Below are 15,121 nucleotides of genomic sequence, written 5' to 3' on the forward strand. Positions count from 1 at the left end.
ATAAAATGTTTTGGATATAAATAGTTAGGGCCCGCAGACCCTAACTTGGTTTTATTGCTTAGCTTTCGTGTAGGTAACAACGCACAAAATGGTTATCAGCTAACTGCGTAACCCCTGGTAACTGCTCTTTACACTTGTCCATTGCATGAGTGCAACGGCCTGCAAATGGGCAACCTGCTGAGACTGGTGTCCAAAGAGGGATCTCACCTTTGTTGCCTGCGAGTTGTTCGTGGATCGATTTTTTAGGATCTGGAACCGCAGAAACAAGCAGTTGGGTGTAAGGATGCTGAGGGTTAGCAATCACATCATCGGTATCGCCCCATTCCACCATGTGTCCTACGTACATCACTGAAAGATCTTCAGCAATGTAACGAGCGGTTGCGATATCGTGAGTGATGTAAAGTAGAGACATTTGTTTCTCAAACTTCATCTCTTCCATCAGGTTCAAAACACCAGCACGAATCGATACATCAAGCATCGATGTTGGTTCATCGGCTAATACAACTTCTGCACCAACCGCAATGTTACGGGCTAGGTTGACACGTTGACGCTGACCACCAGAGAGTTGATGAGGGTACTTCTCCGCCGTTGCTTGTGGTGGCACTAAGCCCACTTGCTCTAGAAGATCGTACACACGTTCCTGTAACTCTTTCTTGTTGCCCGGAGATACTTTTTTGTGGATCAACAATGGTCGAGCTATGTGGTGAAAGATGTTATGTGTTGGGTTCAGGGAACCAAACGGGTCTTGCCATACCATCTGCACACCTTCACGGTAGTGCATAAGATCTTTTCTGCTTGAGATCTCTTGGATATCACGACCTTTGTATTCGATCGTACCGCCCGAAGGCGCGTACATTTTTGCGATCATTTTTGCTGTTGTTGATTTGCCTGAACCAGACTCCCCAACCACAGCTAGACCGCGGCTTTTGTACATCTTGAATGATACGTCGTTAATCGCACGCATCATTGGGGTTTGAATTGTGGTACTGCTTATTGGGAAGTCTTTTACGACATTCTTGCCTTCTACCAATAATTGACCGAAATCTTTGCTCATAATTGTCTCCAGAATCCTTATTCGCTTTGCTTGCTTTTCGGCGGGCGAGCCGCCTTATTCGTTATTCACGCTGAATCAGCGTGCAAGCTATAGCTTCCTTTGTACTATTGGGTCACCGTACAGGTGGCAGTTAGACAAATGCCCCGGGTCGATAGAACGCAGCTTGGTTGGTACCTTGGTACATGTTTCATGTACACGGTCACAACGAGCTTGGAAACGACACCCTTCAGGAATCTCTAAGAGGTTCAGAGGGTTGCCCGGAATACCCGCTAGTTTTGTCTTTGGCCCTGTTAGTGGAGGGAAAGAACTTCCCAACCCTTTGGTATAAGGGTGGTAAGGGTTTTCTAGAATATCTTGAGCATTAGCAACCTCGATAAGTTCACCTGAGTACATGATGCCGATGCGGTCAGAGAACTCGACCATCAATGACAAATCATGAGTGATGAACAGAATCGAGAAACCAAACTCTTCTTTCAGTGCATAGATCTTTTGTAGGATTTCGCGTTGAACAACCACATCAAGCGCGGTCGTTGGCTCATCCATAATGATCAGCTTTGGATTCAATGCTAAAGCGATAGCAATAACCAAGCGTTGACGCATGCCACCAGAGAATTGGTGAGGGTAGTCGCTTAATCGACTCGGATGAATATCTACGATTTCAAGTAGACCTTCAGCGCGTTGCTTAGCTTGCTCTCGAGTCATGTTGGTGTGACGCATAATTACGTCACAGAACTGCTCTTCCATTGGTAATACAGGGTTGAGTGCGTTCATCGCACTCTGGAATACCATCGACATCTCGCTCCAGCGGAACGCTTGCATACGGTCATCACTGTATTCAAGGATGTTTTCACCATTGAAGATAACCTCACCACCACTGATGTAAGCAGGCGGCTTATGCAGACGCATAAGAGAGAAAGCAACGGTTGATTTACCACAGCCAGATTCACCAGCTAGGCCGAATACTTCACCTGGAGCAATGTCGAAACTTACGTTGTTACACGCACGAACATCGCCAGACTCTGTGATGTAATCCACGCATAAATTGCGGATAGAAATTAGTGGTTCAGACATGATTATTTATCTCCGCTCCAAAGTGCATTTTGTGGTGGTAGTTCTGGTTCACGTTCTTCTTTGTCTTGTGCTGCTAGTTTTTTCCAACGCTTCATGCCTTTGTGAGAACGCAGCTGCGGGTTGGCAATTTCATCGACAGCGAAGTTAAGTAGAGCAAGGCCAGTTACAAGGAGTGTCAGTGCAATACAAGGAGCTAATAGTTCCCACCAAGCGCCAATCAGCATTGATGAAGAGGTTTGAACGTTGTAAAGCATGATGCCCCAGCTGATTGTGTTCGGGTCACCAAGACCTAGGAACGAAATCGTTGCTTCCATCATGATTGCGTACATCACCGAACCGATGAAGCTCGCGCCAACAATAGAGATAAGGTTTGGAAGAATCTCTACGAAGATAATACGGAATGAAGATTCACCCAGAACTTCAGCGGCCTTTACAAACTCTTTTTCACGCAGTGCTAAGGTCTGGGAACGAACAACACGCGCGCCCCAAGCCCAGGACATAAAGCCGATAACCAAGGTTATGGTGAGTGGCCCTGCCTCACCGATAAAGGCTGCAACTACGAACAGTAATGGGTATTGAGGAATAACCAGCATGATGTTCATTGCGGCTGTCAGAATGTCATCGACACGTCCACCAAAGTAGCCTGCCGAAACACCGATCACTGTCGCGAGTAAACATACGGTAAGGCCCGCACCAAAACCTACAGCAAGAGATACACGTGCGCCGTATACCACTTGTGACCAAACGTCACGACCCATACGAGTTGTCCCCAGTACGTGGTCTGCCTTCTTAGACATAATTAACGTACGACGATCGTCTGCTAGGTTTTGAGCAACCCAGCCATCAGGGTTAGTTTGTGCAGACTTAACGACGAAGCCAGGGTATTCGTGTGGGTTACCTGTACGCTTGTCTGGCACATGTTTTGTGATCAATGGAGCCGCAATAGCACCAAGAATAAAAATACTTAGGATGATGACGCCGGTTAAGGCCATCGGGTTACGCCAAATGAGTTTTAGAATATCTTTCATGATTATTTACCACCCTTACGAAGACGAGGGTCAAGAACAACGTAAAGCATGTCTGCAACTAGGTTAAAGAACAGCATGAATAGCGTCATGATAAGCAGTTGACCTTGCAGTACTTGGTAATCACGAGCGTTAATTGCGTTGAAAAGTACGCTGCCAAGACCTGGGTAGTTAAAGATGATTTCGATAATTAACTGACCACCGATTGCCATACCTAGCGACATAGAAAGTGCAGTCACACTTGGTAGCATCGCGTTACGAGCTGCGTAGTTGAATACCACTCGGTTTTCGCTCAGGCCTTTGCCTTTCGCCATGGTGATGTAGTCTTCTGCTAGTAGGTTAATCATGTTGTTACGCATGTTTACTAGGAAGCCACCAATTTGAACAACCGAAGCACACACCAGAGGCAAGAAAGCGTGGTAAGCAACGTCTTTGATGAATGCCCAACTTGTCCAGTCAGGTATTGTACCTGCGGTATAGGCGTAGCCAGTTGGGAACCACTTCAAACCAATTGCGAAGGTAAACAGCGCAAGCATGGCAATAACAACCTGAGGAACGGCTTGTAAAATCAGCATCCCTGGAGTCACAAAGGCATCGTATTTGCTGCCACGTTTCCACGCTGCAAAAATACCTAGGATTGAACCAATAGAGAAAGAAAGAATAACGGCGGTGCCTGCTAAGAATAGCGACCAACCAAATGCTCCACCCAACAGAGTATTTACAGAAAGTGGGTAGAATTGAATTGATGTACCAAGCTCCCAGCTTAGAATGTTCTTCATGTATGCGCCGTATTGAACCAGTAAGCCGCCATCAACGAAGCCTAATAGTTCTTTCATTGCCGCAATACGCTCAGGAGTAACTTGTACAGAAGCGTTCGCAAACATCATGGTAACTGGGTCACCAGGCATTGCTCTTGGAATAATAAAGTTTAACGTCGCTGCAACTAATAGCGCGACAAAATAAAATGACAAACGTCTTAAAAAATAACCCATAACTCACACCTTACTCACCCAGATTGTTTCCCTGTTTCTGGATTCAGGTCGCTCCTAGCGAAATTTGGAACGAAAAATCCCCTGACGACTAGCGCCATACTTTCAATTGATAGTGTGGGGATTTTTATAAGCGGCGTAAGAAGTTACGCCGCAAAGATTGAACGATTACTTATTTAACTGGTTTTAGGTCCAGTACATGAAGTAGACGCTCTGGAATACCAGCCCAAATGTTTGGACGGCCTTTTGGATTTTCTTCGTTCCACCAACCAGTGAATCGAGTTGTGTTGTATTGGTACATGTAAGCACCAGACATCACAGGGATTGTCACTTGGTCTGCAGCGATAATTTGCTGGATACCGTGTGCAATATCTAGCTGTTCGTTCTTGTCAGCTGTTTTGTAGAAGCTGTTTAGAAGACCATCTAGCTTGTCATTTTTGTAGAAGTGCATAGCGAAACGAGGCATACCATCACCAGATTGTAGTGATGAGTTGTAAGCACTGTTCCAGTACGTGTATGGATCCGCACCGTGGAAGTAGTTTGTGTATGCTACGTCGTATGTACCTTCAAGCATTGCTTGGTTGTAAACAGAGAAGTCAGGTGTACGAGCTTTCGCTTTAATACCGATTTCGTTTAGTTGCTCTACCGCAAGTTGAACTGTGTTGTTGAAGTCAGTCCAGCCGTTTGGCGATTGAATCATTAGTTCGAAAGACTTGCCAGATGGAGTGTCAACAAAACCATCTTTGTTTACATCTTTGAAGCCAGCGTCAGCAAGAAGCTTCTTCGCGCCTTCAGCGTTGTAAGTGTTGAAGCCTTTGTACTTGTCGTGAGTTTTTTCATCAGACCAAGCTTCAAACGCGTAGCCAAGACCCGATGCGAAATCGTTCACAGTACCGCCACCGTAGAATGCGATGTCGATGATAGTTTGGCGGTCAAGAGCCATAGAGAAAGCACGACGGAATTCAACGTTGCTCAATGCTTCATGCTTCGCAGCATCAGGGTGTTTGAAGTTAACGATGAATGCTTGTGTACCTGCTGGCGGGTACCAGTAGTGGTGTTTAGGGCTTGCTGCAGCGTATGTACGATCGATATCTGGAACGAAAGAAGACGTCCAGTCCATTTCACTGTTTACAACTTTACCTAAGAACTGGTCGTTGTTCGCAATTTGTGGAACACGTAGACAGTCAACATCTAGGTTGTCTGCATCCCAGTAGTTCGGGTTTGCACACTGGATGTACAGTTGCGCTGTAAACGTATCGATTTCTGTAAATGGACCAGAACCTACCGGGTTCTCATTGGTAAACGTTGATGGATCTTTGACGTCTTTCCAGATGTGCTTAGGTACTACAGGTACTTTAGCAATCTCGTAAGGTACGTTTGAGTTTGCTTCTGTTAGTGTGAACTTAACTTGGTTGTCGTTCAGTTTTTCTACAGAAGTTACCCAAGAGTTGATACCAGATTGGTCAAGCTCTGGCTTCTCTTTTACAAGGTTGAAAGAAAAAACAACATCATCAGCAGAGAAAGTTTCTCCATCAGACCATTTAACACCCTTACGAATGTCGAAAACAACGCTCATCAGATCATCTGACATTTTGAAGTTTTCAGCTAGACGGAACACCGGAGTGTTACCGTGCATTTCGTTAAATACTACTAAAGGCTCGTACATGAAGTCAGTTGTAGTATGTAGGTTAGTAGCACCAAGGTACGGGTTAAAGTTACGTACGAATGTAGTGTACTCTTTCGGGTGAACGGTCAGTTCGCTGCGCTCTGCAGCTGTTGCTACTGATGCAAAACCTGTTGTAGCAGTTGCAATAATTGCTGTTGCTATTGCTGTTTTTTTTATATTGGCAAGCATAGCTGTTCCTTACTATTTGCTTTCATTTCACTAATGGATTGAATGTTATCTGTCGCTAATTAGTTAGTAGATACACACTCTAGTTAAAGGCCTACCTCTTCTTCGTTGCTCCAGATTCATCTTTGATTCTGAGAAGTGGTAAGAGTGGCCTGTAGGCCTTTGGCAGGAGTAAGAAAACACCTTATCGATGAATTAATCAAACTCGTTTCCCGTCAAAAACGTTAAAAACACACAGCACCACGTCATTAACGTCAAAATAGCTTGCTTTGGTGGTTTTTTGTGCGCAATTGTTAAGGTGATGTGACTCGCATTTGGTTTTGTGGTAGTGGTCTCTTGTAAGTGGTTACTAACCTTTTTGACTTTTAATTATAGGGGCTTATCTTGCTGTGGTGTAATTGTAGATCTCGGTCACTTACCTATTTTACGTTAAATTTTTCTAGAAAATTAAATCTGCCGTTCTGTTGTGACTCGCTTCTCAAACTGCAACAAAGAGCCGGAGGAATGTGAAATTCAGCCAAGAATAAGGCTCAAAATAGTAACTGAACTGGTGATTGTTTAAGATTGAGTAACGTGTCATTTTGCTTGTTTAATGCCGTAAAAGAAGTGTATTTGAATCGACGTCATTGTCCTTTGGTCGCGTACGATATTCACAAAAAAGCCCACGCTGGGTGGGCTTCATTATTTACAGTAGCTTGAGCTTACTTCAGAGCTAACTGGTCAGTAGTTTTTGTAGCTTATCCCTTAGAGTCTCAATATGAGTTCTTTCAGGTGTCTGTTCTTTACAGTGCTCAAGTATAAACTCGATAGAGCTCAGTACCGTTCGCCAGCGAGGTGTTTTCGGTAGAGTTTCTACGCGTAGGTACTTGTCTAGCGTTCGAGTTTGTAGGGTACTGCGGTCTAGGTAGACGCGCCACAAGCCACTCTTCTCTGCGAAGGCAAACTTGGTTTCCCCAGTAACAGACTCCCAGTAGATGATGGCATTCGTCATGACATCGACCAGTACTTCACGCATCAGCTCTTGTTTGTTTTTACCTTCACCGGTTGCTTTATCTGCAAGGCGAGTAAATTCACCGCCAAGCTCTTTCAGTTGTTGAAGTTTATCTTTGTCACCCTCAAAGGCGTAGCTTGAAAGTGCCTCAACTGCCGTTTCAAGGTTATTGACTCGGTTTGAATTAACCCCACCACCGACATTAAAGATATACATAGTGTCGAGCCCTGAGCCTTCAGGTAGCTTGAGAATGTCACTTGGTATGCGCTGACGAGTGTCGTCTATATAGATGTCAATATCACCACAATAGTGAGCTTGTTCCACCTTAAGGTATTTAGGTGCAATGATCTCATCGGCCATCGAGCGTTTAAGCTGTTCTTGGCCACGCCTAAATAGTTTTGCTGCTGCTTCGTTGGCAAATCGAATACGTTGATCATCACGAATACAGATGATGGCCTCTGGGGCTGATTCTAGCTGCTCTAGCAAGCGCCCTTGAGTTTCTAGCAGGTTAGCTTCAACCATGGCTCTGTGTTTAAGCTCTAGTTGCAATTGGTCATTCTCAAGACGCCTTTGCTCAGCTTTACTTGCTGATAAGTGAGCCGTAATTCGCGCCGCCAGCTCTTGTTTGTTGAACGGTTTAGACAAGTAATCATTGGCACCTGCTTCAAAGCCACGAACTCGATCTTCTGCTTGGTTTAGTGCAGTGAGCATGATGATTGGCAACTGTGCATGATCGTATTGCTTACGCAGTGCTTCACACACCTGATAGCCACTCATACCTGGCATCATAATATCGAGCAGAAGTAACTCTGGCTTCTCTTTCTCAATCAGTTCAATGGTTTCTGGGCCGTCACATGCGGTGCGCACTCGATAACCTTCCAATTTCAAGAAACTGTCTAGCACGCGCAAGTTTACTGGCTCATCATCGGCGATCACCAGTAACGGACCGTCTGGGTCTTCACTGATAACACTATTTTCTTGTTGGTTGTTATCAATTAAATCTGGCGCTTGGAAGTGCGAATAGCTTCCTGAATCACTGTAGTTATCCAACTCTTCTTGGGTGGCTAAAGGTAAGGTAAAGCTGAACGTCGTGCCAAGCATTGGCTGGCTACTTACGTACAGTGAACCGCCCATCAGTTCAATCAGCTGACGACTTATGGACAACCCAAGGCCTGCACCTTGGCGATAGTTACTAGAGTCTTGCCCGGCTTGAATCAGTGGTTCAAAGATGTGTTCTAGGTATTCAGCAGGTATGCCTTGGCCTGTATCAACAACTTGTACGCGAATGTTGTCGTCGATAACGCTTGCTGAGATAACAATTTTACCTTCTGATGTGTACTTGATGGCATTGCCGACCAAGTTATACATCACTTGTTCGAGTCGTTGAGGATCGGACGAAACTAGCCCTAAATCACTGGGTACTTGGTTAATAATTCGAATTGGCTTATTGCCCAACAGATGATGAGACAACTCGAGTACTAAGCTGGTAGCAGCAGATAAATCAACAGCCGATTTATTAATGTCTAAGCTGCCGTAGCGCATTTTGTGGTAATCAAGTAGATCATCGACCAGTGTTGCCAATCTCTGGCCACTATTGATGATGATATCCAACTGGTACTTCTGATTGGCAGGAATAGGGCCGTTTGCGCCAGATATTAGCGCTTCAGCAATACCTACCATGCCATGTAATGGCGTTCTGAGTTCATGCGAAGTCGTCGCCAAGAATTCATCTTTCAGTTTATTGGCAAGCTGCAACTCTTCATTTTGTTTTTGAATGGTCTTAAGGTTGTCCTCAAGCTCATCATTTTGGCTCTTAATGAGTAGCATCTTTTCACGAATCGAACGCTGCATTCTTTCGAAGCTTACCGCGAGACGGCCTATCTCATCTTTTCGTTCGGTATTAATCATGGTTTCATCAAGGTCACCCGCAGAGACTTTCTCTGCTGCCCATGTGAGCTTGAGTAACGGTGATGTAATGAAGTTAGACAGATAATGGGATGCGACAAATACAAGAATAATCGCCGTCAGCATCACGATTACGAAGATCTTTTCTAACTGATGGATACGGGCAAACGCTTCTTTCTCAGGAAGCTCGACGACCAGTGCCCAAGTCGCATATTTGAGTTCAATTGGAGTATATGCAGCGATGATCGCTTGATCTTGAGCGTTGTCGAAGGTGCCTACGGCCGTTTCTCCCGCAAGGGCTTTATCAACAACATCTAAACTCAAATTAATCGACTCTTGCGAATGGGCAAGGCTACGCGGCAGATGATCATCGCCGACAAGCAAGGTCTGAATATTCGAGCTCTTGTTGAGATCGGCGATCAGCTTCGTAATACCGTTAATCGGTAGTCTAAACATGGCGTAACTGTGTAGATAGCCCTGTTGAACGATAGGTGCGCCTAACCATGCGGTCTGTTTACCATTTTCGTCTTTAAAGTCAGAAACGATAACTGGCGTGTAGTCTTCGTTGGATTTACGTTTGTCTTTTACGTCCTTTTCTAGGCGTTGAAAGGTTTTGCCGAGGTTTGCATTTTTGTACTTACCTGTCAGTAAGTTGGTGCCGTAGTCATCGTGCTTAAAAACTGAATAAGCGATGTTACCGTTAATGTCGACCAATAAAATGTCGTCAAAATCAGAACGCTTAAGCAGCTCTAAATAAGAGTTGTGGTAGCGCTTGTGAAGTAGACGATAGCGCTCGCTGCCAATAAAGCTGCTGGATTCAGGGAGAATCGATGTTTTGATTTGATCGCCAGATCCTTTTATATAACGCTGCTGCGCATTAGCGCGTGCTTCGTCAATGTCTAGCCCTAGGCGTTGAAATGCATTGATCAAACCATAGAATCGCCCGCCACTGGCATTGGCAAGCTCTGAGCGAACAAAGCCCATCACTTGAGATTCTTGAGCTTGTAGGTAATCGACAATTTGCTGCTGTTTAGTATCTCGGACGGAAACAAGGTGTGAAGTACTTTGTTCCTGAAGATCCTGACTGTGCGATTGGAGGAAAAATATCGCGATAAGTGTCACCGGGGTAATACTAAGGACAAGAAATGCCAGCATTAGAGTATTTTGAAGGCGCTTAAACTTCTGCTTACGATAGAATCTAAACATAAATTGGGTACTACTTTCCTTTGATGTACTGCTTGAAAGGGATGAAAACAGGTACAGAGAATAGAATTAATGGGTTCCAATTTAACGAAATTAACGAGTTTTTTTACTTTGACAAGTAAGTGGTATTTAAAGCGTGTGCAAAAGCTCATTTTTATGGGCTTTTGATAGAAATATGAACAGACAACGCAGATAGTGACCCTGCGCTGTGTAAAAGGAGCTATTTGTTTGCGTGATAGATCGCGAATTTGGTGGTCTTATTTAGAGTCGCGCATTTTCCAAAAGCTTGCTCGATAATTGGAATGTATTTTAAAAAACTGTTCGCAACAATAATCATCTCACCAGAACGCTTCAAGTGTTTAGGAGCCTCTGCAAGTAAGGTCTCAGTCGCGCTGTAGCTTGTATCCAAACCAGAATGGAATGGTGGGTTACTGATGATGAATTGGTAATCTTTTGATGTATCAGAGTAGACATCTGAGGCGAAGACATTCCCCGTTAAACCGTTCGCTTCTAACGTAGCTTGGCTTGATGCTACGGCAAATGCACTGATGTCGCACATTTCTAGCTCGATATCCGGGTGACGAGATGCCATTACCGCGCCCAATACGCCTGCACCACAGCCAAAGTCGAGTACTTTGCCTTTTAGTTTTGGCAGGGTATCCAACAGAAGTTGGCTACCAACATCGAATTGACCGTGGCTAAACACGCCTGGAAGGCTTTTCACTGTAAGTGATTGCTCACCAATGTTAACCGTGTAGGTTTTAAACCACTCTTGTAGGTTGAAGGCTGGTGGTTGCTCGAAGCATTGACCCCAGTAGAAAGAACAACGACGCGCTGAATCGTATTTCACGACTTTGCCGTAAGAAGCGAACATCTTTTCGATACTTTTAACACCAGAACGATTTTCGCCAACTACGACAATCTCGGTATCTTTACCTAGCTTGGCAAATAACATCGCCAACAGAAATTCCGCTTCCGCTTTGGCCTTTGGCCAGTACAGCATCACTAAGTCAGCTTTGGTTTCTTCGGTAAACTCTGCACCATAAAAACGTTGGATGGTGTTGCAGCCTTCTAATTGACGGTAGTAGCTGTAATTAGAGGTAAATACGGTGACTGATTCACAATGTTTCGCTAATTCAACAGGGAATAAGTCTTCTGCCTCACCTGCAACTAAAACATGTTTGCCTTCAAAGTAGGCGAGTTGGCGTTGAGCAATTTGGCTTGGGGCAATATAAGCTGACATAGGACACTCTATTGAATCGTTAGCAAAAAATGAGGGCGGATTTTCGCATAATCCGCCCAAAGCTTGAAGTGTTTAATACGAGTTCGGCAACCAAGTTGCTGAACAGTTGATCAACTCTTGTCTTGCTGGTTTAAAAAGTCTTTAAACTCTTCATCGTAAATATTGAAAAGAACGATAGTAATAGCAAAGATCAGTGGGCCGTAGATAAGACCAATGAGGCCAAAAAGTTGAATACCACCCAACAGTGAGAAGAAGATCATTAGGGTATTCATGCCGGCACTGCCTTGCATCAGCAGCGGGCGCAGCAGGTTGTCAATCGAACCTACAATCGCTACGCAGTAAACCGTTAGGAAAATAGCCCACGTTGTGTCACCTGTTAGGAACAAGTAAGTTGCGGCTGGGATCCAGATTAGTGCCGTACCGACCACTGGAATGAAAGAGGAAAAACCCATCATGGTGCCCCAGAACAACCCAGGGAAACCTGCAATCCACATACCTAAACCGCCTGCAATACCTTGTGCAATCGCCGTTAAGAATGAGCCCATCACTGCAGACTTAGAAACTTGCTCAATCTCAGTGAGGAGCTTGTCTTCTTGGCTACGAGATAACGGAAGAATATGACGAACCACACTAATGATTTTGTCGTGATCTCTTAATAAGAAGAACAAAACAAACAGCATCAAAAAGAAATCCATTAAGAAGTTGGTCGCATCACCAAGGATTTTCGCACTAATACCAACCAACTTAGAACCAAAGCTTGTCGCGAATTCTCCGACTTTCTGTGCGATGGCTTGGGGCTCAATGTTGTCGAAAGGCAGATAGTTATTCGCGAACGATAAAGCTTTCACTACTAAAGGGTGTTCAAACAAGGTTTGAATACCGCCGTGTGTTACCCATTGATAGGTGTTCTGAGAGAACAGAGAACCTTGCTGAACAATGGCTGCAAATACTGCCAATAAAGGGATAACAATAATGAAAGTCAGGATCACACAAGACAGCAGAGAGACGATGTTTTCTTTATTCGGGAGTTTTTTTTCAAGCCACTCATGGATCGGGAACATCAAGAGTGAAATGATAAAGGCCATTACGATTGAGTTGACGTAAGGCTCGATAAGCAAGTAGCAAGCATAAGCCGCCGCAAGTAGGGCAATGATGATCACCCAGTGGCTGGTATTGATTTTGAGTTTTTCTGACACGTTAATGGTCTCTATATTTACGTTCTGAGTTTATAATGGCTGCAAAACAGAGAGTTAGCAATGAGGAGTTTTGATAATGGGATGCTGTAATAAAGATAAGAAATGCCAAGATGAAGAACAGCAAATAAAAAAAGAGATCCCTTGGTTCAGAATGTTCCTAGGTACGCTGATGTTGCTGGTTTTTCTTTTCTGGGAACGTTAATCGCTTTTGGTTCAGCTTTAGCCTTAATCGACGGCTAAAAAGCTGTCATATTTTTGGCTAATGAACGCGATGTATAAAAAAGGGCTACATCTAATGCAGCCCTAAATTCAATCGGTTAGCGACTTATAAAGTGCTTTCGATTATTTGCTTTCAGCAGCAATGATCGCAAGAGAGCGGTCAGCCGCTTCTAGTGTTGCATCCAGTTCTTTTGAACCATGAGCAAGAGAAGTAAAGCTTGCTTCGAATGCTGAAGGTGCAAGGTAAACACCGTGATCTAGCATTAGGTGGAAGAAGCGCTTGAAGCGTTCTACATCACACTTAGTTACATCTTCGTAGCACGTTACCGTTTCTTGGTCTGTGAAGAAGAAACCAAACATACCGCCAACTTGGTGAACTAGCATAGGGATGCCGTGCTTGTCAGCAAGTTGCTTGAAGCCATTTGCCAACTGCTTAGTTTTTGACGCTAGACGCTTTTCGTTGCCTTCTTCTCTTAGAAGGTTCAAACATGCGTAGCCAGCAGCCATTGCAACAGGGTTGCCTGAAAGCGTACCTGCTTGGTAAACAGGACCCGTTGGTGCGATGTATTGCATCACGTCTTTACGACCACCAAAAGCACCCACAGGCATGCCGCCGCCGATCACTTTACCAAGACACGTTAAGTCTGGCTTGATGTTGTAGTAAGCCTGAGCACAACCTTCAGCAACGCGGAAACCTGTCATTACTTCATCAAAGATTAGCAACGCACCTTCTTGGTCACAGATTTCACGTAGACCTTCGTGGAAGCCTTTTACTGGTGGGATACAGTTCATGTTGCCCGCTACAGGCTCAACGATGATACAAGCAATCTCGCCTTTGTTTGCTGCGAAGATTTCACGTACTGAATCTAGATTGTTGAAGGTTGCTGTTAGCGTTAGTTTCGCAAAATCAGCCGGTACGCCAGGTGAGCTTGGCTGACCTAAAGTCAGTGCGCCAGAACCTGCTTTTACCAGTAGGCTGTCTGCGTGGCCGTGGTAGCAGCCTTCAAACTTAAGAATTTTGTCACGACCAGTGAAGCCACGAGCAAGACGAATCGCACTCATTGTTGCTTCTGTACCTGAGCTCACCATGCGTAGCTGTTCCATTGATGGAACCATCTCAGAGACAAGTTCAGCCATTTTGATTTCAGTTTCGGTTGGAGCACCGAAGCTAAGGCCGCGTTGAGCTGCTGCAATAACAGCATCTCGAATAACAACGTGGTTGTGACCAAGGATCATTGGACCCCAAGAGCCAACGTAATCGATATACGCTTTACCATCAGCATCAAAAATAAGTGGGCCATCAGCGCGTTCAACGAAGATAGGAGAACCACCTACGCCATTGAATGCACGAACTGGAGAGTTTACGCCACCAGGAATAGTTTGCTGTGCTTTTTCGTATAGCTCTGCTGATTTGGTCATTGATATATCCTCTTTTGACTGTCGGACCAATTGGCACGCATTGTACCTATCCAGAATCCAAGTAGGAATGCTTTCGCCCAGATAATCACCCGAATCTGGTTGTTTTGTGTGGTTACACGTTTTAATTGTTAGGTATTGGCGAGTTTACAACACTAAAAGGAACGATCCTGTGGTGAATACTTGAACGTTTCAGTCAGGTATTAGATAATCACCAGAATATAAGAAAATACTCAACAACTATGGTCTCGAATTAGATTTGTATCATGTTGTTTTTGACACAGGTAAGAGAGGTTGTCGTGAGCGAAGTAAATATCCCATTATCTTTTTCTGATGCAGCAGCTACCCGCGTACAAACGCTAATTGCTGAAGAAGAAAACCCAGAGCTAAAACTACGTGTATACATTACAGGCGGCGGTTGTAGTGGTTTCCAATACGGCTTCACATTTGATGAAAAAGTAAATGATGGCGACACTACCATTGTAAACAGCGGTGTGACGCTGGTTGTTGACCCAATGAGCCTACAGTACTTAATGGGCGGCATGGTTGATTACACTGAAGGCCTAGAAGGCGCGCGTTTCTTTGTGAACAACCCGAACGCGACAACAACATGTGGTTGTGGCGCTTCATTTAGCGTTTAGCGTGCATTGAAAGGTAGCTTGAACGGAAAGCTACATTAGAAATATTTTAAACGCCGAGCCTACGCTCGGCGTTTTTGTGTGTAAGAAATACACTATATAAAACAGACAGTAAGTCGATCTATTCTAACCATACACATCAGAGTTATTTGAAATGGAGATATGTAACCTTTATTTCATTTACCTGCGCTATAGTAAACGCCATATTTTTTAAACTGTCGATAGCGTCCAACTTCGTTGAGTGTGGTTCTGTTAAGGTTACCTCTGTGCATCAGGATGTTGCATATGACAGTGTTAAGCTAATTAGCGCGCCTTAATC

The 15,121-nt window shown here is 44.5% G+C and carries 11 protein-coding genes; 2 read left to right on the forward strand and 9 right to left on the reverse strand.

What is annotated here, in order from left to right; genetic code table 11:
• Positions 1 to 58: 58 nt before the first annotated feature.
• The 8 genes from K08M4_RS02980 to K08M4_RS03015 all read right to left on the reverse strand — a co-directional run bounded on the left by K08M4_RS02980 (position 59) and on the right by K08M4_RS03015 (position 12,529).
• Complete coding sequence (locus K08M4_RS02980) at positions 59 to 1,054, reverse strand: ABC transporter ATP-binding protein (protein ID WP_009847565.1); 996 nt, start codon at positions 1,052 to 1,054, stop codon at positions 59 to 61.
• An 87-nt stretch (positions 1,055 to 1,141) separates the two neighbouring features.
• Positions 1,142 to 2,125, reverse strand: coding sequence for an ABC transporter ATP-binding protein (locus K08M4_RS02985; protein WP_009847564.1), 984 nt, complete (start codon positions 2,123 to 2,125; stop codon positions 1,142 to 1,144).
• A 2-nt stretch (positions 2,126 to 2,127) separates the two neighbouring features.
• Positions 2,128 to 3,153, reverse strand: coding sequence for an ABC transporter permease (locus K08M4_RS02990; RefSeq protein WP_004734531.1), 1,026 nt, complete (start codon positions 3,151 to 3,153; stop codon positions 2,128 to 2,130).
• Positions 3,154 to 3,155: 2 nt separating this feature from the next.
• On the reverse strand, positions 3,156 to 4,142 hold the full coding sequence (locus tag K08M4_RS02995) for an ABC transporter permease (RefSeq protein ID WP_004734532.1): 987 nt from the start codon (positions 4,140 to 4,142) through the stop codon (positions 3,156 to 3,158).
• Positions 4,143 to 4,311: 169 nt separating this feature from the next.
• A complete protein-coding gene (locus tag K08M4_RS03000) occupies positions 4,312 to 5,994 on the reverse strand; it encodes an ABC transporter substrate-binding protein (RefSeq protein WP_009847561.1) in 1,683 nt (560 codons plus the stop codon).
• A gap of 709 nt (positions 5,995 to 6,703) precedes the next feature.
• Complete coding sequence (locus K08M4_RS03005) at positions 6,704 to 10,093, reverse strand: response regulator (RefSeq protein WP_086048804.1); 3,390 nt, start codon at positions 10,091 to 10,093, stop codon at positions 6,704 to 6,706.
• 217 nt (positions 10,094 to 10,310) lie between these two features.
• The gene (gene rsmC, locus K08M4_RS03010; protein WP_086048805.1) at positions 10,311 to 11,333 is read right to left on the reverse strand and encodes a 16S rRNA (guanine(1207)-N(2))-methyltransferase RsmC; all 1,023 of its coding nucleotides are present in this window, start codon (positions 11,331 to 11,333) and stop codon (positions 10,311 to 10,313) included.
• 110 nt (positions 11,334 to 11,443) lie between these two features.
• Positions 11,444 to 12,529, reverse strand: coding sequence for an AI-2E family transporter (locus K08M4_RS03015; RefSeq protein WP_086048806.1), 1,086 nt, complete (start codon positions 12,527 to 12,529; stop codon positions 11,444 to 11,446).
• A gap of 76 nt (positions 12,530 to 12,605) precedes the next feature.
• On the opposite strand from K08M4_RS03015, the gene K08M4_RS22390 reads away from it, so the two are divergent.
• Complete coding sequence (locus K08M4_RS22390; RefSeq protein WP_009847557.1) at positions 12,606 to 12,731, forward strand: hypothetical protein; 126 nt, start codon at positions 12,606 to 12,608, stop codon at positions 12,729 to 12,731.
• A gap of 140 nt (positions 12,732 to 12,871) precedes the next feature.
• Here the strand turns inward: K08M4_RS22390 and hemL are convergent, their stop codons facing one another.
• Entirely contained in the window at positions 12,872 to 14,167 is a 1,296-nt protein-coding gene (gene hemL / locus K08M4_RS03020; protein ID WP_086048807.1) for a glutamate-1-semialdehyde 2,1-aminomutase, read from the reverse strand.
• A 296-nt stretch (positions 14,168 to 14,463) separates the two neighbouring features.
• On the opposite strand from hemL, the gene erpA reads away from it, so the two are divergent.
• A complete protein-coding gene (erpA, locus tag K08M4_RS03025; RefSeq protein WP_004734539.1) occupies positions 14,464 to 14,805 on the forward strand; it encodes an iron-sulfur cluster insertion protein ErpA in 342 nt (113 codons plus the stop codon).
• The last annotated feature ends 316 nt before the right edge of the window (positions 14,806 to 15,121 follow it).

This window comes from Vibrio syngnathi (assembly GCF_002119525.1).
Classification (GTDB): Bacteria; Pseudomonadota; Gammaproteobacteria; order Enterobacterales; family Vibrionaceae; genus Vibrio; species Vibrio syngnathi.

Coding starts and splice junctions, on each gene's coding strand:
- K08M4_RS02995 (WP_004734532.1), bottom strand. CDS start 4,142: ATGGGTTATTTTTTAAGACGTTTGTCATTTTATTTTGTCGCGCTATTA.
- rsmC (WP_086048805.1), bottom strand. CDS start 11,333: ATGTCAGCTTATATTGCCCCAAGCCAAATTGCTCAACGCCAACTCGCC.
- K08M4_RS03000 (WP_009847561.1), bottom strand. CDS start 5,994: ATGCTTGCCAATATAAAAAAAACAGCAATAGCAACAGCAATTATTGCA.
- K08M4_RS02985 (WP_009847564.1), bottom strand. CDS start 2,125: ATGTCTGAACCACTAATTTCTATCCGCAATTTATGCGTGGATTACATC.
- K08M4_RS02990 (WP_004734531.1), bottom strand. CDS start 3,153: ATGAAAGATATTCTAAAACTCATTTGGCGTAACCCGATGGCCTTAACC.
- K08M4_RS02980 (WP_009847565.1), bottom strand. CDS start 1,054: ATGAGCAAAGATTTCGGTCAATTATTGGTAGAAGGCAAGAATGTCGTA.
- K08M4_RS03005 (WP_086048804.1), bottom strand. CDS start 10,093: ATGTTTAGATTCTATCGTAAGCAGAAGTTTAAGCGCCTTCAAAATACT.
- K08M4_RS22390 (WP_009847557.1), top strand. CDS start 12,606: ATGGGATGCTGTAATAAAGATAAGAAATGCCAAGATGAAGAACAGCAA.
- hemL (WP_086048807.1), bottom strand. CDS start 14,167: ATGACCAAATCAGCAGAGCTATACGAAAAAGCACAGCAAACTATTCCT.